The sequence below is a fragment of the Prauserella marina genome, from assembly GCF_002240355.1.
GTDB lineage: Bacteria > Actinomycetota > Actinomycetes > Mycobacteriales > Pseudonocardiaceae > Prauserella_A > Prauserella_A marina.
The window spans coordinates 1,307,363-1,326,672 of record NZ_CP016353.1 but is presented as its reverse complement, the minus strand read 5'-3'; the positions used below and the strand labels follow the sequence as shown (position 1 = coordinate 1,326,672).

General features: G+C 69.0%; 17 protein-coding genes. 12 read left to right on the top strand and 5 right to left on the bottom strand.

From position 1 onward, the window contains the following. A complete protein-coding gene (locus tag BAY61_RS06090; RefSeq protein ID WP_091799576.1) occupies positions 1-564 on the top strand; it encodes a pyridoxamine 5'-phosphate oxidase family protein in 564 nt (187 codons plus the stop codon). Between the two features lie 306 nt (positions 565-870). Here BAY61_RS06090 and ilvD read toward each other — a convergent pair whose 3' ends face one another. Further along, positions 871-2,544, bottom strand: a complete 1,674-nt coding sequence (ilvD, locus tag BAY61_RS06085) for a dihydroxy-acid dehydratase (protein ID WP_091799573.1) — start codon at positions 2,542-2,544, stop codon at positions 871-873. 71 nt (positions 2,545-2,615) lie between these two features. Here ilvD and BAY61_RS06080 point away from each other — a divergent pair, with 71 nt between their 5' ends. Further along, a complete protein-coding gene (locus BAY61_RS06080; protein WP_176879620.1) occupies positions 2,616-4,982 on the top strand; it encodes a Tex family protein in 2,367 nt (788 codons plus the stop codon). Positions 4,983-5,036: 54 nt separating this feature from the next. Continuing rightward, the gene (locus BAY61_RS06075; RefSeq protein WP_091799567.1) at positions 5,037-5,498 is read left to right on the top strand and encodes a GreA/GreB family elongation factor; all 462 of its coding nucleotides are present in this window, start codon (positions 5,037-5,039) and stop codon (positions 5,496-5,498) included. Here BAY61_RS06075 and mftR read toward each other — a convergent pair. Continuing rightward, the gene (gene mftR / locus BAY61_RS06070; protein WP_245865852.1) at positions 5,482-6,120 is read right to left on the bottom strand and encodes a mycofactocin system transcriptional regulator; all 639 of its coding nucleotides are present in this window, start codon (positions 6,118-6,120) and stop codon (positions 5,482-5,484) included. The two genes, BAY61_RS06075 and mftR, sit on opposite strands and share 17 nt — an antisense overlap. A gap of 75 nt (positions 6,121-6,195) precedes the next feature. On the opposite strand from mftR, the gene mftA reads away from it, so the two are divergent. The 9 genes from mftA (at position 6,196) to BAY61_RS06025 (ending at position 15,448) form a co-directional block, all read left to right on the top strand. After that, complete coding sequence (gene mftA, locus BAY61_RS06065) at positions 6,196-6,285, top strand: mycofactocin precursor MftA (protein ID WP_091799561.1); 90 nt, start codon at positions 6,196-6,198, stop codon at positions 6,283-6,285. Further along, on the top strand, positions 6,275-6,559 hold the full coding sequence (mftB, locus tag BAY61_RS06060; protein ID WP_091799558.1) for a mycofactocin biosynthesis chaperone MftB: 285 nt from the start codon (positions 6,275-6,277) through the stop codon (positions 6,557-6,559). Before mftA ends, mftB begins: the two co-directional genes overlap by 11 nt. Then, complete coding sequence (gene mftC, locus BAY61_RS06055) at positions 6,556-7,764, top strand: mycofactocin radical SAM maturase (RefSeq protein ID WP_091799555.1); 1,209 nt, start codon at positions 6,556-6,558, stop codon at positions 7,762-7,764. The genes mftB and mftC overlap by 4 nt, the downstream gene beginning before the upstream one ends. A gap of 43 nt (positions 7,765-7,807) precedes the next feature. After that, complete coding sequence (locus BAY61_RS06050) at positions 7,808-9,745, top strand: mycofactocin system FadH/OYE family oxidoreductase 1 (protein WP_091799552.1); 1,938 nt, start codon at positions 7,808-7,810, stop codon at positions 9,743-9,745. Then, entirely contained in the window at positions 9,742-11,709 is a 1,968-nt protein-coding gene (locus BAY61_RS06045) for a mycofactocin system FadH/OYE family oxidoreductase 2 (RefSeq protein WP_091799549.1), read from the top strand. Before BAY61_RS06050 ends, BAY61_RS06045 begins: the two co-directional genes overlap by 4 nt. After that, positions 11,706-12,542, top strand: a complete 837-nt coding sequence (locus BAY61_RS06040) for a mycofactocin-coupled SDR family oxidoreductase (protein ID WP_245865850.1) — start codon at positions 11,706-11,708, stop codon at positions 12,540-12,542. The genes BAY61_RS06045 and BAY61_RS06040 overlap by 4 nt, the downstream gene beginning before the upstream one ends. Further along, on the top strand, positions 12,539-13,870 hold the full coding sequence (gene mftF / locus BAY61_RS06035; RefSeq protein WP_091799545.1) for a mycofactocin biosynthesis glycosyltransferase MftF: 1,332 nt from the start codon (positions 12,539-12,541) through the stop codon (positions 13,868-13,870). Before BAY61_RS06040 ends, mftF begins: the two co-directional genes overlap by 4 nt. Continuing rightward, entirely contained in the window at positions 13,867-14,544 is a 678-nt protein-coding gene (mftE, locus tag BAY61_RS06030; protein ID WP_091799542.1) for a mycofactocin biosynthesis peptidyl-dipeptidase MftE, read from the top strand. The genes mftF and mftE overlap by 4 nt, the downstream gene beginning before the upstream one ends. A gap of 124 nt (positions 14,545-14,668) precedes the next feature. Further along, a complete protein-coding gene (locus BAY61_RS06025) occupies positions 14,669-15,448 on the top strand; it encodes a PaaX family transcriptional regulator (RefSeq protein ID WP_245866163.1) in 780 nt (259 codons plus the stop codon). 7 nt (positions 15,449-15,455) lie between these two features. On the opposite strand, the gene BAY61_RS06020 is transcribed toward BAY61_RS06025, so the two are convergent. Genes BAY61_RS06020 through boxB form a run of 3 tightly spaced genes read right to left on the bottom strand, consistent with a single transcriptional unit; the run spans position 15,456 to position 19,310 of the window. Next, positions 15,456-16,313 (bottom strand): amidohydrolase family protein, encoded by an 858-nt coding sequence (locus tag BAY61_RS06020; protein ID WP_091799536.1) that lies wholly within the window; start codon positions 16,311-16,313, stop codon positions 15,456-15,458. Next, entirely contained in the window at positions 16,310-17,878 is a 1,569-nt protein-coding gene (locus tag BAY61_RS06015; protein WP_091799533.1) for a benzoate-CoA ligase family protein, read from the bottom strand. Before BAY61_RS06015 ends, BAY61_RS06020 begins: the two co-directional genes overlap by 4 nt. Positions 17,879-17,888: 10 nt before the next feature. Continuing rightward, positions 17,889-19,310 carry a benzoyl-CoA 2,3-epoxidase subunit BoxB gene (gene boxB / locus BAY61_RS06010; RefSeq protein WP_091799531.1) on the bottom strand — a complete coding sequence of 474 codons (1,422 nt, stop codon included), beginning with the start codon at positions 19,308-19,310 and terminating at the stop codon, positions 17,889-17,891.

Sequence of the window (19,310 nt, the reverse complement as noted above, 5' to 3'; positions counted from 1 at the left end):
ATGAAAGTGCACGAAGGGATCGACGCCCGGCTCAGCCGGTTCCTTCTCGACCAGCCGGTGTTCTTCGTCGGCACGGCACCCACGTCCGACGAAGGACACATCAACGTGTCCCCCAAGGGAATGCGCGGCACCTTCGCCGTCTTCGGCGAGCACGAAGTGGGCTACCTCGACTACACCGGCAGCGGCGCCGAGACCCTGGCCCACCTGCGGGAGAACGGCCGGATCGTGCTGATGTTCTGTGCCTTCACCGGTCCGCCGAACATCGTGCGCCTGCACGGCAGAGGCCGCGCCGTACTCCCCGGCTCCCCTGGGTTCGGCGAGCTGCTTGCCCGGTTCGACACCGGCGAGCACCAGGGCCTGCGCGCCATCATCGACGTCGAGGTCACCAGGGTCAGCGACTCGTGCGGCTTCTCCGTCCCGCTCCTCGGCTACACCGAAGACCGGGATCTGTTGCTACGCAGGCACTCCCGGCGCAGCGACGAGGACCTGGCCGAGTACTGGGCCACTCGTAACGCGCACAGCATCGACGGTCTTCCTGCGCTCGACCCGCCCGGACCGCCCTAGCCCGGAGCTCGGCCCGGTGACACCGAAGGCCGACCTCGAAGCCATCCGGGAACTCGGGATCCACGTCGAGATCGCGGCCGGGAACACCGGAAGAGCGGGCAGGGCGTCGTGGAGTACCGACGGCATCGCCGACCGGGTCCGCGAATTGACCGCGCTGGTGCACAACGGCCAGGCGTGCTTGACGGCCGTCCGTCGGCGGGCGGCCGGGCGCGCATCTCGGCGGCCTGAGCGCGGAACTCGGCAACCTGGGTGCAGATCTCGGCGTCCGGGACGCAGAACTCGGCGGGTTCGGGGCGGCGACGGGCCTCAGGTGCAGACGGCACCGTTCGCGGCCGAGCCGACCAGCTTCGCGTACTTGGCCAGCACACCGGTCCGGCGCGGCACCTCCGGCATCCGCCAGCCCTCGGCACGGCGCGCCATCTCCTGCTCCCCGACTTTCACGTCGAGGGTGCGCGCCGTCATGTCCAGGACGATCGGGTCACCGTCACGCACGAACGCGATCGGGCCTCCGTGCGCCGCCTCCGGCGCCACGTGCCCGATGCACAGCCCCGTCGTACCGCCCGAGAACCGGCCGTCGGTCAGCAACAGCACGTCCTTGCCGAGACCGGCGCCTTTGATGGCGCCGGTGACGGCCAGCATCTCCCGCATCCCGGGCCCTCCCCTCGGCCCCTCGTTGCGGATGACGACGACGTCACCGGCCTTCAGCTCGCCGAGCGCGTTCATCGCGGCCTGCTCGCCGTCGAAAACCCTTGCCGTGCCTTCGAACCTCGCCGAGTCGAAGCCCGCGCTCTTCACCACGGCACCCTCCGGCGCGAGGCTGCCGTGCAGGATCGTCAACCCTCCCGTCGGATGAATGGGATCGGCCAGCTTCCGGATCACCTCGCCGTCCAGGCCGGGCGGCGCCAGCTCGGCGAGATTCTCGGCGACCGTCTTCCCCGTCACGGTGCGGCAATCGCCGTGCAGCAGCCCCGCGTCGAGCAGCGCCTTCATCACCACGGGTACCCCGCCGACCCTGTCGACGGCCGTCATGACGTGCCTGCCGAAGGGCTTCACGTCGGCGAGGTGCGGGACCCTGTCCCCGATCCTGGCGAAGTCCCCGAGAGTCAGCTCGACGTCGGCCTCATGGGCGATGGCCAGCAGGTGCAGCACCGCGTTCGTTGAGCCGCCGAGCGCCATGACGACGGCGATCGCGTTCTCGAACGCTTCCCTGGTGAGGATGTCGCGGGCGGTGACGCCCGCGTCGATGAGCCCGACGACCGCCTCCCCGCTCGCGCGGGCGAACCGGTCGCGCCTGCGATCCACCGAAGGCGGGCTGGCCGAGCCGGGCAACGACATACCGAGCGCCTCCGCGGCACACGCCATCGTGTTCGCCGTGTACATGCCGCCGCAGGCACCCTCGCCGGGGCAGATGGCTTTCTCGATGCGCTCGACCTCGTCGCGGCCGATGAGCCCCCGCGCGCAGGCGCCGACCGCTTCGAACGCGTCGATGATGGTGACCTCCCTGCCGTCGACCGTCCCGGGCAGGGTGGAACCGGCGTAGAGGAACACCGCGGCAACGTCGAGCCGCGCGGCGGCCATCAGCATGCCGGGCAGGCTCTTGTCGCACCCGGCGAGCAGTACCGCGCCGTCGAGCCGTTCGGCCTCCATCACGGTCTCGACCGAATCGGCGATGACCTCCCTCGACACGAGGGAGAAGTGCATCCCCTCGTGCCCCATCGAGATACCGTCGCTCACCGAAATGGTCCCGAACTCCATCGGGAACCCCGCCGCGCCTGACACGCCGAGCTTCGCCGCGTCTCCGAGCCTGCGCAGCGACAGGTTGCACGGGGTGATCTCGTTCCACGAGGACGCGATACCGATCTGCGGCTTCGCGAAATCGTCGTCCCCCATACCGAGAGCCCTGAGCATGCCTCTCGCGGCTGCCCTCTCGATGCCGTCGGTGACCTCGGTGCTGCGTGGTTTCCTGTCGCGATCGGCCATCAGCCGATGATGCCTCACAGGGCAGGCTCGGGGCAGAGGGAAGCACAGGGCACAATGCCCTGGTGGCTGAGATGGTGTCCATTGACCAGAAGATCGCCGAAGAGCTCGGTGTCGGCGCGGGGCAGGTACAGGCGGCTGTCGGCTTGCTCGACGGCGGCTCGACCGTGCCGTTCATCGCGCGATACCGCAAGGAAGTGACCGGAGCTCTCGACGACACGCAACTGCGCACGCTGGAGGAACGCCTCCGCTATTTGCGTGAGCTTGAGGAACGGCGTACGACGATCCTCGACTCGATCCGCGAACAGGGCAAGCTGGACGAGGCGCTGGAGGCCCGCATCATGGCGGCCGACTCCAAGGCCCGCCTCGAAGACATCTACCTGCCGTACAAGCCCAAGCGGCGCACCAAGGCCCAGATCGCGAGGGAAGCGGGGCTGGAACCGCTTGCCGACGGGCTGCTCTCCGATCCGTCGACGGAACCGCAGGCAGCCGCCGCGGTGTTCGTCGACGCCGAGAAGGGGGTCGCCGACACCGCCGCCGCGCTCGACGGTGCTCGCGCCATCCTCGTCGAACGGTTCGCCGAGGATGCCGACCTGATCGGCGAGCTGCGCGAGCGGATGTGGACGCGGGGCTGGGTGACCTCCAAGGTCAGGCAGGGCAAGGAAACCGAAGGCGCGAAGTTCGCCGACTACTTCGAATTCGCCGAGCCCTTCACCAAGCTGCCCTCGCACCGCATCCTCGCCCTGTTCAGGGGCGAGAAAGAAGAGGTGCTCGACCTGACGACCGACCCGGGCGAGCCGGGGTCGGACAATCCGGGCGCCGACTACGAGACTCGTATCGCGGCCCGTTTCGGGGTGTCCGACGAGGGCAGGCCAGCCGACAAGTGGTTGTCGGACACGGTGCGCTGGGCGTGGCGGACCAAGATCCTGCTTCACCTCGGCATCGACCTGCGGATGCGGCTGCGTCAGGCGGCTGAGGACGAGGCAGTCCGGGTGTTCGCGGCCAACCTGCGCGACCTGCTGCTCGCCGCCCCCGCCGGTACCCGCGCGACGATGGGTCTCGACCCCGGCTACCGCACCGGGGTGAAGGTCGCCATCGTCGACGGCACCGGCAAGGTCGTCACCACCGACACGATCTTCCCGCACAAGCCGCAGTCGAAGTGGGACGAGTCGCTCGTCAAGCTGGAGAAGCTGGCCCGCGAGCACAACGTGCAGTTGATCGCGATCGGCAACGGCACCGCTTCGAGGGAAACCGACAAACTCGCGGGCGAGCTGGTGAAGCTGCGTCCCGAGCTGAAGCTGACGAAGATCGTCGTTTCCGAGGCGGGCGCTTCGGTGTATTCCGCCTCGGCCTACGCGTCCCAGGAACTGCCGGGCATGGACGTGTCGCTGCGCGGCGCGGTGTCGATCGCGAGGCGGCTACAGGACCCGCTCGCCGAGCTGGTCAAGATCGATCCCAAGTCGATCGGTGTCGGTCAGTACCAGCACGACCTCGCCGAGTCGAAGCTCTCGCGCTCGCTGGACGCCGTCGTCGAGGACTGCGTGAACGCGGTCGGCGTCGACCTGAACACGGCCTCGGTTCCGCTGCTGAGCAGGGTGTCGGGCATCGGGACGGGACTCGCCGAGAACATCGTCGCCCACCGCGACGGCAACGGCCCGTTCCGCAGCCGCACCGCGCTCAAGGAGGTGGCGCGGCTCGGGCCGAAGGCGTTCGAGCAGTGCGCGGGCTTCCTCCGGATCCCGGATGGCGACGATCCGCTCGACGCCTCCAGCGTGCACCCCGAGTCCTACCCGGTGGTGCATCGCATCCTGGACGAGACGAAGGTCGGCATCGCCGAGCTGATCGGCAATCCGAGGGCGCTGCGTGGACTCGACCCGAAGACCTTTGCCGACGACACCTTCGGCCTGCCGACCGTCACCGACATCTTCGCCGAGCTGGAGAAGCCGGGACGCGACCCGAGGCCCGAGTTCACGACGGCCACCTTTGCCGAGGGCGTCGAGACGATGGGCGACCTCAAGCAGGGGATGACGCTGGAGGGCGTCGTCACCAACGTCGCCGCGTTCGGTGCTTTCGTCGATGTCGGCGTGCACCAGGACGGCCTCGTGCACGTCTCCGCGATGTCGCGCACGTTCGTCAAGGACCCGCGCGAGGTCGTCAAACCGGGCGACGTGGTCAAGGTGAAGGTGCTCGATGTCGACGTGCCGAGGAAGCGGATCTCGCTGACGCTGCGGCTCGACGACGACACCTCACCCGGTCAGGGGCAGCGCGGCGGCGGACCGCGAGGACAGAGCGGACAGCAGGGGCAGCGCGGGTCCGGCAACCAGGGCCAGGGCGGCCAGCGCAAGGGCAAGCAGCAGGGCGGAAAGCAGCGCGATGACCGCAAGGCCCCCGCTGGTGGTGCGATGGCCGACGCGTTGCGCAAGGCCGGATACGGCAAGTGAAACGCGACCCGCGATGACGTGGCGGGCCGGGCGGTCAAGCCTGACAATGGGCGGATGACGTCGACCGGAGGCTTGAGCCCGGCCACCCGCCAGCGGCTTGAGAACGAGCTGGAACAGATCCGAGAGCAACGGAGTGCGCTGGCGGCGCGGCTCGGCGACGATCCGCTTGGCGACAGCGCGGATCAGGCCGAATTGCTCGGCCGCGCCGAGCACGCGTCACGGCTTGACCAGCGGATCGCCGAAATCACCGACCTGCTGCACGGTGGGCCGATACCGGATTCCGATTCCGCGTTGCCCTCCGGCACCCAGGTCACGCTGAAGTTCGCCGACGGCAGTGTCGAGGAGATGGTGGTCGTCGGGATCGCGGAGGAAGCGGGTGACGATCTTTCGGCGCTCACCGCCGACAGCCCGCTCGGCAAGGCCATCGCCGGTCACAAGAAGGGCGACAAGTTCACCTACCGCACTCCGGCTGGTGAGGCTTCCGCCGAGATCGTCGAGCTCAAGCCTCCCGCGTAGGTTCTCCGGGAGGCGGAGCGAACCCTTCCGCGAGGTCGGCGAAGGCGGCGTCGAGGACGTCGCACAGCGCGACCCGCTCGACGCCGCCTTCGCCGAGCCAGTGCTGGTATCCGGCAAGCGCCACGCCGAGCGCGGCGTGGGCGATGGCTTGCGGGCGCAGCGATTCCGGCCGCTCGCCGAGCCTTCCCGCCGCGAACTCGGCGACGACGTCCCGCCATTCGCCGTAGCGGAGGGTTGAATGCGCGAGCAGGGCGGGAACGCGCAGGATCAGTTCCATGCGCCTGCGGTGGCGCGGCTCCTCCTCGGGCTCGACCCTGTTGAACTCGACCACGACCGCACGCAACGACGCCATGAGCGGCTCGTCGGCGGGACGGCTGTCGAATTGCAGGCGCATGCGGTCGAGTTGTTCGCTGAAAGCGCCCCACACGACATCGTTTTTCGATTCGAAGTACCGGAAGAAGGTGCGCCTCCCGATACCCGCGCCCTTGGCGATGTCATCGACGGTGGTCGCGTCGAATCCGTGCAGCTCGAACAACTCGAAGGCGACACTTTCGAGTTGTTGTCGGCTCGTGGAACGACGCCTCCCCGGCCGAACGGGTAGTTCTGGCGGACTGGTGACCATGACCCCTTCCATTTGGCACTGGGTGCCATTACTCTCGCGTTCACGGGTCACCCCACTCGACGAGGAGGCGCTGCGATGAACGAAGCAGAAACCACAGAGGTTACCGTTGAGGAAGATCTGCTCGTCGAGGAAGTTTCGATCGACGGCATGTGCGGTGTCTACTGAGCCGTTCGAAGCGGGCCGGCCGTACCGCCTCAGCTCCGGCGTGGCGTTGCGGCCGGAACCGTTCGGCGCCCTCGTGTACGACTTCACCACCCGGAAACTCTCCTTCCTCAAGACCCAGTTACTCGTCGACGTCGTACGCGATCTGGAGAACCAGCCTGACGCCCTGACCACGCTCGGCGCCGCGGGCGTCCCCGACGCGCAACATCCGCGCTATCTGGACGCGCTCGCCGGATTGCTGTCGGCGGGCACGATCGAATCCAGAGGTGACTCATGAAGTTGGTCGAGCATTTCCAGCACGGCCTCGACGCGCCCATCTGTTTGACCTGGGAATTGACCTACGCCTGCAACCTTTCCTGTGTTCACTGCCTTTCCTCGTCGGGCCGCCGCGATCCCCGTGAACTGTCCACTGAGGAATGCAAGGCCGTCATCGACGAGCTACAGCGGTTGCAGGTCTTCTACGTCAACATCGGCGGCGGCGAGCCCACGGTCCGCGCGGACTTCTGGGAGCTCGTCGAATACGCCGTCGATCACCAGGTGGGAGTCAAGTTCTCCACCAACGGCGTTCGGATCACGCCCGAGCGAGCGCGCTGGCTCGCCGCGACCGACTACGTCGACGTGCAGCTTTCGCTCGACGGGGCCACGGCCGAGGTCAACGACCACGTACGCGGTAAGGGCTCCTTCGACACCGCCGTCAAGGCCATGGAGAACCTGCGCGACGCGGGCTTCACCAACTTCAAGATCAGTGTCGTGATGACACGGCACAACGTGGGCCAGCTCGACGACTTCAAACGCCTCGCCGACGAATACAAGGCACAGTTGCGGATCACGAGGCTCCGCCCGTCCGGCAGGGGCGCCGACACCTGGGACGAGCTGCACCCGAGCGCCGATCAACAACTCACGCTGTACGAGTGGCTGGTCGGCAACGGTGACAACGTGCTCACCGGCGACTCGTTCTTCCACCTCAACGCGCTCGGCTCCACCCCGTTGCCCGGCCTGAACCTGTGCGGAGCCGGCAGGGTCGTCTGCCTGATCGACCCGATCGGCGACGTCTACGCCTGCCCGTTCGCCATTCACGACGAATTCCTCGCGGGCAACGTGCGCGACGAGGGCGGCTTCACCTCCGTCTGGCGGACGTCGGAACTGTTCGACCGGCTGCGCGCCCCGCAGACCGGCGGCGCGTGCACATCGTGTTCCGCCTACGACTCGTGCCAGGGCGGGTGCATGGCCGCGAAGTTCTTCACCGGAATCCCCCTCGACGGCCCCGACCCCGAGTGTGTCAAGGGAAACGGGGAGAGGGCGCTGGCGCTCGTCGGAGGTGGAACCGACCTACCGAAGCCGGACAAGGACCACTCGCGGCGGGGAAAGAAAGCGGCGCGGGCGAAGCAGGTTCCGGTCGCGATCGGCTGGGGCCCTCCCGAACCGGACCTGCTTCCCGACCGAGCATGCGACACGAGCCCGCTCGCGGGCTTCCGTCCTTGATTCCTCGCGGGAGGTCACCGGCTGCTCGCGGGAATCGCGGCCGGTGACCCACTCCACTCAGGACACCGGCCTCCGGCCATTGACCCTGCCGCTGCGGCTCGCGGGGCGAAGGGCTGCCTCGCGGACGCTGTTCGGCCCGCACGTGACGAACCTCGGCACCGGAAGAGCCATCGGCGAGGCACACGTCGCCTACTACGAGCGCAGAGCCGAGGGCGGCTGCGGCGTCATCGTCACCGAGACCGCGAGCGTGCACGAATCGGACTGGCCCTACGAACGTGCCCCGCTCGCCGCCGAGTGCGGGCCGGGCTGGACGGCGATCACGCGGGCCTGCCGCCCTCATGGGGCACTCGTCGTCGCGAGCATCGGGCACACCGGCTCGCAGGGCACCTCCGCCTACTCCCAGCAGGCACTGTGGGCACCGTCGCGGGTCCCCGACGTCGCCAGCCGCGAGCTGCCGATGGAGATGGAGGCCGCGCACATCCGCGCGCTGATCGACGGCTTCGACGAAGCGGCACGCATTGCCGTCGAGTCCGATGTGGATGGTGTGGAGGTCGATGCGGGCCAGTACGCGCTGTTGCGCCAGTTCCTTTCCGGACTCACCAACCAGCGAAACGACGCCTACGGGACCGATAGGACCGCGCTGCTTCGCGAGGTGCTCTCCTCGGTGAGGAAGCGCATCGGGGAGGGCCGGGTCCTCGGCCTCCGGCTCTCGTGCGACGAACTCGCGCCGTGGGCAGGGATCACGCCGGAGCAGGCGCCCGGCATCGCCGCTCGCCTCGTAGGAGACTCGGGAAACATCGACTACCTCACGGTCGTACGAGGTTCGGCCTTGGCGACGGCGAGACCCGATTCGCACACCGAACCCGGCTTCAACATCGGGCTGTGCCGGGACGTCAGAGAAGCGGTCTCCGGCGCGGCGGCGGTCGTGTTGCAGGGCTCGGTCGTCGATCCGGAACAGGCTGCCTCGGCGATCGCCGACGGCGTCGCCGATCTGGTCGAACTGACCAGGGCGCACATCGCCGACGCCGACTTCGTCGCCAAGCTCGGCTCGCCCGAACGGATCAGGCCGTGCACGCTGACCAACCAGAAATGCGGGGTCAGGGACGTCCGCAATCCCGTGGTGAGCTGTATCGGCGACCCGCGCAGCGGGCACGAGACCGGCGACCCTCCCTCCGAGGGAACCGATCCACCACGCCGCGCGCTCGTCGTCGGCGGCGGTCCCGCCGGGCTGGAAGCGGCCCGGGTGCTCGCCCTGCGGGGACACGACGTCCGGCTGGTGGAAAGGGAAGCCGAACTGGGCGGCATGCTGAACGTCGCGGCCAGGATCCCCGGGCGCGCGCGGCTCGGCGCGCTCAGGGACTGGCTCGCCGGGGAGGTGATCCGGCTGGGTGTCGAGGTCAGCACCTCGACCGAGGTGGATCTCGGCGACAAGACCGGCGTCATCGTCGCGACGGGATCCGTAGCGGGACCGAGAAACTACCTCGTGCACGATGGCGCGGTCGTGCTCGACGTCGTCGGGCTCCTCCGCGATCCGCGCGGTCTCGGCCCCGGGCCGGTCGTGGTGCACGACCCGGTCGGTGACGCCGTGGGAGTCGGTGTCGCGGAACTCGTCGCGGCGCGAGGGCATGCGGCCACGATCATCAGCCAGGACCTGGTGATCGGCACCCGGCTCGCGCCGACGGGTGACCTCGCCGACGCCACCGCCCGGTTGCGGCGAGCCGGTGTCACGCTTGCCAAACGCAGCGTCCTGAGAGAAGTGTTCGCGGGGCACGTCGTCGTGACCGACGCGTACACGGGGACGGCGACCGATATTCCCTGCTCCACGTTGATCCACTGTGGACACCGGCTGCCCCGGCCCGGCGCTTTCCCTTCCTCCGCGCTACTCGCAGGAGACCGGGTCGCGCCCCGCACCGTGCACGAGGCGATCCTCGAAGGGCGGCGCGCGGCGCTGGAACTCGGCGCGAGGACGGTGACGGCATGAGCAAGTGGTATCCGCACCTGTTCTCCCCGCTGCGGATCGGGCCGGTGACCCTGGCCAACCGGATCGTCTTCTCGGCACACCTGACGAACTACGCGGGCGGCGGGGCAGGCGGGCTGCCGACCGCGCGGCACGCCGCCTACTACGCGGCGCGCGCGGCAGGGGGCGCCGGGCTGATCATCACCGAGGAACATTCGACCCACCCCGCCGACCGGCCCTACGAAAAGCTCATCCGAGGTCACCTGCCCGAGGTGATCGAGGGCTACCGGCGGATCACCGATGCCGTGCACGCACACGGAACACCGATCTTCGCGCAGCTCAACCACAACGGCGGCCAGTCGTCGGGCCTGTACTCGCGGCTACCGCTAGTGGCGCCCTCCCCCGTGCCCGATCCGGTGTTCCGCGAGGTTCCGCGCGAGGCCACCGCCGCCGACATCGACGACATCGTCGCCGGTTACGCGACGGTCGCGGCGCACTGCCGACGAGGCGGCTTCGACGGAGTCGAGATCCAATGCTCGCAATCCTCGATCGTGCGGGGATTTCTCGCCCCGGCCACGAACATCCGCACCGACGAGTACGGCGGCTCGCTGTGGAACAGGGCCCGGCTGCTGCTTCGCCTCGTCGCCGCCGTGCGGGAAGCCATCGGAGCGGACATGGCACTCGGGATCCGGCTGTGCGGCGACGAACTCGTCGAAGGCGGAATCACCCTCCCGGAAGCCATCGACGTCGCCGGATGGGCGGAGGCCACTGGCGGCGTCGACTACGTCAACACCTCGATCGGTGTCGCGACCTCGACGCTCTACCTCATCGAAGCCTCGATGGGCATCCCTCGCGGCTACGCGACCTACATCTCCAGCGCCATCCGCGACACCGTCGAGCTGCCTGTCGTCGGCGTCGGCCGCTTCAAGGACCCCGAGCAGGCGGAAAAGGCGCTCGCCGAAGGGAAAGCCGACCTGATCGGTGTCGTTCGAGGACAGATCGCCGACGCCGACTTCGCCGCGAAAGCGCGCTCGGGACACTCCGGGGCCATCCGGACCTGCCTTTCGTGCAACCAGGAATGCGTCGGCAGAGTAGGGCTCAACCGGGACCTCGGCTGTGTCGAGAACCCGCGCACCGGCAAGGAAAGCGTGCCACTGCCGCCGCCGCGCCGCAGGGGCCGCAGGGTGGTCGTCGTCGGTGGCGGGCCCGCCGGTTTGCGGACCGCGGCGACCGCCGCGAGCAGGGGCCACCAGGTGACGCTGCTCGAACGGCTGGCCGCGACCGGCGGCCAGGTCGCGATCGCGGCCCGCGCGCCGAGCAGGGCCGAATTCCTCGACCTCGTCAGTACCTCCCTCACCGAGTGCCTGCGTGAGGGAGTCGACGTCAGAACCGGCTTCACCGCGACGGCCGAGAGCATCGCGGCGCTCGCGCCGGAAGCCGTCGTGCTGGCCACCGGTGCCAGACCACGGCGACCGCACTGGGCAGGCGAACTCGGCAGGATCGTGGACGTGCGGGACGTCCTGGAAGGAAGGGCGGCCCCGGAAGGCCGGGTACTCGTCGTCGACGACCTCGGTTTCCACCAGGCGACATCGGTGGCCGAACTCCTCGCCGACCGTGGCTGCGCGGTGCGGATGTCGACCCCCGGCCTTGTCGTCGGGCAGGACCTCGCCCTCACCCTCGACATGGAGACCTTCTCAGTGCGCGCCGAGGCGAAGGGCATCGTCCAGGACACGGAGGAAGTGATCCTGTCCGCGACGCGCGACACCGGCGGAGTGCGGCTGCGCGTGCTGAGGCACACCACCGGAGCGACCACCGACGCGTGCTTCGACTGGGTGGTGTGCGCGACGCATCAGGAGCCGGAGGACACCCTGTGGCACGAACTGTCCGGTTCGGCGAAGTTCGAGGTCGTCAGGGCCGGTGACTGTGTCACGCCGCGCAGAGCGGACGCCGCGATCGCCGAGGGGCACCGGGCGGCGGTGGCACTATGAGCGCACCATTCCCGCGAGACGGTGCCGGACGGAACGGGGAAACCATGAGCCAGCCGAGAACAGCGCTCGTCACCGGTGCGGCGAGGGGAATCGGCGCCGCCGCCGTCCGCAGGCTCGCCGACACCGGCTGGAACGTCGTCGCGCTCGACAGAGCCGAGGACGACCCGAGCGTGCCCTACCCGCTCGGCACCAGAAAGCAGCTCGCCGAACTCGCCGCGCCCTATCAGGGCGCGGTGCACGACGTCGTCGCCGACGTGCGGGATCTCGCCCGGCTCACCGAGGCCGTCGCGCTCGCGGAGGAACGGTTCGGCGGACTCGACGCCGCCGTCGCCGCCGCGGCGCTCATGGCAGGCGGCGCCCCACTGTGGGAAAGCGACGACACCGAATGGGACGCGCTGTTCTCCGTCGGCGTCCAAGGGGTCGCGAACCTGGCCAGAGCGGCGATTCCCGCGCTGCTGCGCCGCCCCGAGCCCCGGCACGGCAGGTTCGTCGCGCTCGCCTCGGCCGCCGCGCACAACGGGTTGTGGCACCTCGCCGGTTACAACGCGGCCAAGCACGCCGTCGTCGGGCTCGTCAAAGGACTCGCCACCGACCTGCGCGGCACCGGTATCTGCGCCACGGCGGTATCCCCTGGGTCGACCCGCACCGACATGCTCACCGCGACGGCCGCGCTCTACGACCTCACCGACGTCGAGGAGTTCGCGAAGCACCAGCTCGTCGGCAGGCTGCTCGAACCGGACGAGATCGCCGCGACGATCGCGTTCCTGTGCTCACCCGATTCCTCCGCGATCACCGGGTCCGTCATCCACGCCGACGGTGGGTTCACGACATGAAGACCGGAACGCTGCTGACAATGGACGACTCGGTCCGCAGGAGAGGCCCGCTGCTGATCGGCGGTTCCCCACTGCGGCTCGTGCGGCTCGGCGTGGGCGGCGCGAAGGTACTCGACCGGTGGCTTGGAGGGGAACCGCTCGGCCCCGCGGCGACCGAACACCGGCTGGCGCGGCGACTTGTCGACGCGGGCCTGCTGCATCCCGTCCCTCCGCCGGAACTGACCGCGGCCGAGGTCACCCTCGTCGTCCCCGTGAAGGACAACCCGGACGGCGTGGCGCGGCTCGTCGCGGCGACCCCGGAACTCGCCTGCCACGTCGTCGTCGACGACGGCTCCAACCGACCGTTGCCGTCCGCGGCCATCCGGCACGACACACCGCGAGGTCCCGCCGCCGCCCGCAACGCGGGCTGGCGCACGGCGAACACCCGCGTGGTGGCCTTCCTCGACTCCGACACCCTGCCGGAACCAGGCTGGCTCGAACCACTGCTGCGGCACTTCTCCGACCCTGCCGTCGTCGCCGTGGCACCGCGCATCCGCGGCAGCCAAGGCCACTCCGCGCTCGCGGCCTACGAAGCCGACCGGTCCAGTCTCGACCTCGGCGCCCTGCCCGCCCCGGTCCGTCCCATGAGCAGGGTGAGCTACGTGCCCAGCGCGGCGCTGCTCGTCCGCCGCGACGCGCTGGCCGCCGTGTCGGGCTTCGACGAGGCGCTGCGGTTCGGCGAGGACGTCGACCTGGTGTGGAAGCTGCTCGAACTCGGCGCGGTGCGCTACGAGCCCACCGCCGTCGTCGGTCACCTGCCACGGCCCTCAGCGCTGCCGTGGCTGCGCCAGCGGTTCGAATACGGAACCTCCGCCGCTCCGCTGGCCCTGCGCCATCCCGGGCTGCTCTCCCCCGCCCGGCTCTCGGCGTGGAGCGCGGCGTCGTGGGCGCTGCTCGCTGCCGGTGCCCCTCGCGCCGCGTTGACGCTCGCCGCAGGGAGTTCCGCGCTGCTGCCCCGGAAACTCCGCTCCCGAGGCATCCCGGTCCGCGAATCGCTCCGGCTGGCCGCGCTCGGTCACCTCGGCGCGGGAAGGCTGCTCGCCGAAGCCGCGCGGAGAGCGTGGTGGCCGCTGTTGCTGCCCACCGCCCGAGGCAGGCGCCTCCTGCTCGCCGCGCTGCTGCCATGCGTGCTCGAATGGCTGCGCGAACGGCACGGCAGGCACCCGTCGTGGCTCGCCCTTCGCGTCGCCGACGATCTCGCCTACGGGGCAGGGGTGTGGGCAGGCGCGGTGCGGGAACGCACCGCGGCGCCACTGCTGCCCCGCTTCACCGAAGGCTCGCTCCGGTGACGCGCCTCGGCGGGCTGCGCTGGCCGGAGGTCGGCAAGCCCGTGCTCGCCGTTCCACTCGGCGCCACCGAGCAACACGGCCCGCATCTGCCACTGCACACCGACACCACCATCGCGACCGAACTGTGCGACCGGCTCGCCGCCTCGATCGGCGACACCGTCGACATCGTCGTGGCGCCCGCGCTGCCGTACGGGTCGAGCGGTGAGCACGCCGGATTTCCCGGCACCCTCTCCATCGGAAGAACGGCGCTGGAACTCCTGCTCGTCGAACTCGTCCGCTCCGCCGACGACTTCGCCGGTGTCGTGATCGTCAACGGGCACGGGGGCAACGCCGCCCCGGTGCGCGCGGCGGTCCGGCTTTTGCGCGACGAGGGGCGCCGCGTGCTCGCCTGGTCGCCTGACGGGCCACCTGGCGACAGCCACGCGGGCCGCACCGAGACGTCGGTGCTGCTGCGGCTTCGCCCTCAGGACGTCGCCACCGACAAGGCGGAGGCGGGTAACACCGCTCCACTGCCGGAACTGTTCGACCGGCTCGTCGCGGGAGGAGTCGCCGCCGTCAGTGTCAACGGCGTCCTCGGCGATCCCGCCGGCGCGGACGCCGCCGAGGGCGAGGCACTGCTCACGCGGTGGGCCGAGGCGCTGGCCACCGCCGTGCGCGACTGGCTGGGGCGCTGACGCTACCCTCGACGCACCCGATCAGCGAGGAAGTGGTGTCACCATGCCAGCAGAGGGGCGGCAAGGAGGCCCTGTCGTCAGCCGCCGCAGGGAAGTCAGTCACATGAGCGCGCGCTCATTGCTGATGACACTGCTCGGCGAGTTCGTGCTTCCCCGCGACCGTCCGGTGTGGACATCCGTGCTCGTCGACGCGCTCGCGACGTTCGACGTCGAGGAGAAGTCCGCGCGCCAGGCGCTGGCGAGGACGGCGAAGGAAGGCTGGCTGGAATCCGAGCGCGTCGGGCGCAGGGTGCGCTGGTCGCTGACCGAGCCGGGCCGGAAGCTGCTCACCGAGGGCGCCCACCGCATCTACGACTTCGGAAGCAGCGAGCGCACCTGGGACGGACGCTGGCTGATCGTGCTCGTTTCCGTGCCAGAGGCCAAACGCGACCTGCGGCACCAACTGCGGACCAAACTCACCTGGGCCGGTTTCGGTTCGCCCGACCCCGGCGTGTGGATCACCCCGCACACGTCGAGGGAAAAGGAAGCGCTGACCATTCTCGACGCCCTCGCGCTCGGCGAGGCGATGTCGTTCGTCGGCTCCTACGGAGCGATCGGCGACGAGAGCACCGTTGTCACCAGGGCATGGGACCTGCGGGAACTGGTGCGCCGCTACGACGAGTTCGTCGCGGCGTTCGCCACCCTCGATCCGGCCGACGAGGCCGCCGCGCTCGACGCGCAGACCCGGCTCGTGCACGAATGGCGCCGGTTTCCTTTCCTCGACCCGCAATTGCCGCCCGGCCTGCTGCCCGGCAACTGGACGGGTGGCCGTGCGGCCGAGGTGTTCCACGGTAAGCACGCCGAATGGCGGCCGTCCGCGCAGCGGCATTGGGATCGGCTCGTCGCCGTCGAAGGTCGCGAATGACGTCGCGCTATCCGCCGAGACCGGGGTAGATCTTGCCCGCGTTGCCCGCGAGGACGTCGCACAGCACATCCTCGGGAAGGCCGAGCGAGGCGAGAGCCCTGACGTTGTTCGCCGTCCCTGGAACACCCGGCCAGTCGGTGCCGAACACGAACCGGGTCGCCAGCCTCGCGAAGTCGAACCGCGCGTAGTAGCCCGGCAGCTTCTTCGGCGGTAGTCCCGCGAGATCGAGCCATACGTTGTCCTTCGCGAGCGCGAGAAACGCTGCGACGTCGTACCACCAGCCACGGCCGCCGTGCGCGAACACGAACCGCACTCCCGGAAAGTCCTCGACGACATCCGACAACAGCTCGGGATTGCCGAAACTCGTGCGCGCGCCGGGGAAACTGCTCGTCCCCGAATGCAGGACAACGGGAACGTCCCGCTCCTGGCACACGTGGTACGCCGCGTACAACTCCTTGTCGGCGGGAGAGAAACCACCGTGCACGGGATGCAGTTTGAGGGCGACGGCACCGAGATCGAGCTGTCGTTCCACTTCGGACGCCAGCGGATGATGCAGATGCGGGTTCACGTTCGCGACGAGCCGGAACCGTTCCGGATTGCACTCGACGAACGGCAGATTGTCTTCGATGGGCTGAATGCCGGTCGCCCTCGGGCTGTACTCGCAGAACAGCAGGGCACGGTCGACGCCTTCTTCCTCGAAGAGGGCGTCGAGCCGTCCGGGAACCGGATCACCGTCGCCGTCGTAGACCTCGCGCCACGGGTGCGGGCCCGAGAACCGCCTTGCCCACTCCAGCCACGACGGCTTCAGCGTCGACAGCCTCGGCACATGGACGTGCGCGTCGACGACGGTCCTGCCTTCGATCACGGGGCCGCCTCGGCGGGCTGTGTGTCCGGGTCCGGCTCCGAAGTGGCTTTCACCATGTCCCGCAACACGTTCCTGCGGATCTTGCCGGTCGCGGTCTTCGGCAACTCGGCCAGCTCGACCACCACCCTCGGCCGCTTGAAGGAAGCCAATTCCTCCCTGCACCACCGGATCAGGTCCGCTTCGTCGACATGCTTTCCCGGCATCGGCACCACGCACGCCACCGGCTTGTCGAGCTCGTCGGAATCGGGAACACCCACCACGACCGCCTCCGCGACGTCCGGATGTTCGAGCAACCGGTCCTCGACCTCGCTCGGCGTGACCCAGATACCGCCCGCCTTGATCATGTCGTTGAACCTGCCGAGACACGTATAGGTGCCATCGGCGTTGCGCACGTAGGTGTCGCCCGTACGCATCCACTCACCGAGGAACACCAGCCGCGAGGTCGCCGCCCTGCACCAGTAGCCCGTCGCCGCGCTGTCCCCGCGCACGTACAGCTCCCCCGGCTGCCCATCGGTCTCGATCAGCGCGCCGCTCTCGTCGCGGATCTCCACCTCGTAGCCGGGAACGGGCGTCCCCGACGACGACGGCCGCGCCTTGCCAGGCCGGTTGGAGATGAAGATGTGCAGCATCTCGGTCGAGCCGATGCCGTCGAGTACCTCGACCCCGAACCGTTCCCGCATTCCGTGCAGCATGCGCGGGGGCAGCGCCTCCCCGGCCGACGCGCCGCCACGCACGGTCCGGAACGCGTCGCCGGGAACGTCGCTGGCCAGCAGCGGCCCCCAGAAGCTGGGCGTACCGAACAGCAGAGTCGCGTTCTGGGTACTGGCCCGCTCCGCCATCAGCGCCGGAGTCGGCCTCGCCGATTCCAGCAACGCGGTGGCACCGACGGAAAGCGGGAAGAACATGGAATTTCCGATGCCGTAGGCGAAGAAGAGCTTCGCCACCGAAAGACACCTGTCGTCCGGCCGGATGCCGAGCACGCGCTGCGCGTAGTTCTCGGCGACGAACCTGATGTCGGTGTGCCGGTGCATCGCGGCCTTGGGCGCCCCGGTCGTGCCCGAGGTGTAGAGCCACAGCGCGGGTGAGTCGGCCCAGGTGTCGTAGGGCGTGGAGAGCGCGCCCTGGCCGGTGAGCCGGTGCCACTCATCGGTCAGCACCACCGTTTCCACGTCCGGCGCGACCGCGACGCCCGCGCGCACCTGCTCGGCGAACTCCGTCGACCCCAGCACGATCCTGGTTCTGGAATCGGCGATCAACCGGCCGAGTTCGCCGCCGGTCAGCATCGTCGAGCACGGCACCGCGACCGCGCCGAGATACATCCCGGCCAGAATCGCGGTGAACAACTCGATCTCGTCGGTCATGCACATCAGCACCCGCTCTTCCGGGCGGACACCGAGCGCGCGCAAGCCCGCTGCCACCGTGCGGACCTGCTGATCGAGTTCGGAATAGGTCAGGGTGCGAGTGTTCGAGACGACGGCGGTGCGTGCGCCGTCTCCCGAGGCGACGTGCCGTCCGACCAGATACTCGGCCGCGTTGAACGGGAAGGTACCGCCGGGGATGCTCATGGGCCCCGCCTTAGGTCAGGTAGACGTATTCGTAGTCGAACGGTTTGCCGTTGATTCCGTTGGTCGGGGGTGCGACCCAACTGGCGATCTTGCCACGTTCGTAGACGGGTTTCATCAACGAGCGGACAAAGGTCAGGTCTTCTTCCGTCGGCAGCCAATGCGACTTCGCCGCCTGCCAGGTTTCCTCGTCCACGATCGTGCCATCCGGCGTCACGTGGTAACCGGCGTTGATGCCGACCTGCCGGTTGAATCCGGGGTGCGGCAGGTAGAGCCGGTGGTCGATGTCGTTGTCGGCGAGAATCCGGTTCCACCGCTTGAGCCCGGTGTGGCAGTCGGCGATGTATTCGCCACGCAGGTCGAGGTTGAGCAGCAGAATGGCCTGCAATTCATCCTGTCCCCACGTGCCGTCGGCGCCCGGCTTGTCGAGCAGTGCGCTGTCCTCGGTGAGCTGGTGGTCGTCCTTGCGCCTGGTCTCCAGCCAGCGGCCCTTCAGGCCCGAGGTGTAGTAGTTGGCCGCGTTGGTGGACGTCTCGCTGCCGAACAGGTCCAGCGAGACGCTGTAGTGAAAGTTGATGTACTTCTGGACGATCGACAGCGGAATCCCGCCGTGCGGGGCGATGTCCATCGTGTCGTGCTCACGGATCAGTTCCGAACTGCGCGCCACCACCCTGTCGACGCCCGTCGTGCCGACGAACATGTGGTGAGCTTCCTCTTTCAGCATGAACTCACACGTACGCGACAGCGGGTCGAACGCCGACTCCTTCAGCGTGCCGAGCTGGTACTTGCCGTCCCTGTCGGTGAAGTACGTGAACATGTAGAACGCCAGCCAGTCGGCGGTCTCCTCGTTGAAGGCGCCGAGAATGCGCGGGGTGTCGGGGCTTCCGGAGTTGCGGTACAGCAGCGCTTCGGCCTCCTCCCTTCCCTCTCTGCCGAAGTAGGCGTGCAGCAGGTACACCATCGCCCACAGGTGCCTGCCCTCCTCGACGTTGACCTGGAACAGATTGCGCAGGTCGTACAGGCTCGGCGCGGTGAGGCCGAGCAACTTCTGCTGCTCGACCGAAGCCGGTTCGGTGTCGCCCTGGATCACGATGAGCCGCTGCAAGTCCGCCCTGTACTCGCCGGGGACCTGTTGCCACACCGGCTCGCCCTTGTGCTCGCCGAAGGCGATGGTACGGTCGGGATTGCGTTCGGCGAGGAAGATGCCCCACCGGTAGTCCTGAGGGACGACGTGGCCGAAATGCGCCCAGCCCTCCCTGCCGACGCTGACCGCGGTACGCAGATACACGCCCTGAGTCTCCAGCGTCGGCCCCATCTCGGCCCACCAGTTCATGAACCTCGGCTGCCAGCCTTCCAGTGCCCTTTGCAGCCTGCGGTTGGAGGACAGGTCGACGTTGTTCGGGATCTTGGCGTCGTAGTCGATCTTTTCCGGCAT

Bases quoted from the DNA above. Each gene is read 5' to 3' on its own strand.
- BAY61_RS06090 (WP_091799576.1), top strand. From the start codon at position 1: ATGAAAGTGCACGAAGGGATCGACGCCCGGCTCAGCCGGTTCCTTCTC.
- ilvD (WP_091799573.1), bottom strand. From the start codon at position 2,544: ATGGCCGATCGCGACAGGAAACCACGCAGCACCGAGGTCACCGACGGC.
- BAY61_RS06080 (WP_176879620.1), top strand. From the start codon at position 2,616: ATGGTGTCCATTGACCAGAAGATCGCCGAAGAGCTCGGTGTCGGCGCG.
- BAY61_RS06075 (WP_091799567.1), top strand. From the start codon at position 5,037: ATGACGTCGACCGGAGGCTTGAGCCCGGCCACCCGCCAGCGGCTTGAG.
- mftR (WP_245865852.1), bottom strand. From the start codon at position 6,120: ATGGTCACCAGTCCGCCAGAACTACCCGTTCGGCCGGGGAGGCGTCGT.
- mftA (WP_091799561.1), top strand. From the start codon at position 6,196: ATGAACGAAGCAGAAACCACAGAGGTTACCGTTGAGGAAGATCTGCTC.
- mftC (WP_091799555.1), top strand. From the start codon at position 6,556: ATGAAGTTGGTCGAGCATTTCCAGCACGGCCTCGACGCGCCCATCTGT.
- BAY61_RS06045 (WP_091799549.1), top strand. From the start codon at position 9,742: ATGAGCAAGTGGTATCCGCACCTGTTCTCCCCGCTGCGGATCGGGCCG.
- BAY61_RS06040 (WP_245865850.1), top strand. From the start codon at position 11,706: ATGAGCGCACCATTCCCGCGAGACGGTGCCGGACGGAACGGGGAAACC.
- mftF (WP_091799545.1), top strand. From the start codon at position 12,539: ATGAAGACCGGAACGCTGCTGACAATGGACGACTCGGTCCGCAGGAGA.
- BAY61_RS06025 (WP_245866163.1), top strand. From the start codon at position 14,669: ATGACACTGCTCGGCGAGTTCGTGCTTCCCCGCGACCGTCCGGTGTGG.
- BAY61_RS06015 (WP_091799533.1), bottom strand. From the start codon at position 17,878: ATGAGCATCCCCGGCGGTACCTTCCCGTTCAACGCGGCCGAGTATCTG.
- boxB (WP_091799531.1), bottom strand. From the start codon at position 19,310: ATGCCGGAAAAGATCGACTACGACGCCAAGATCCCGAACAACGTCGAC.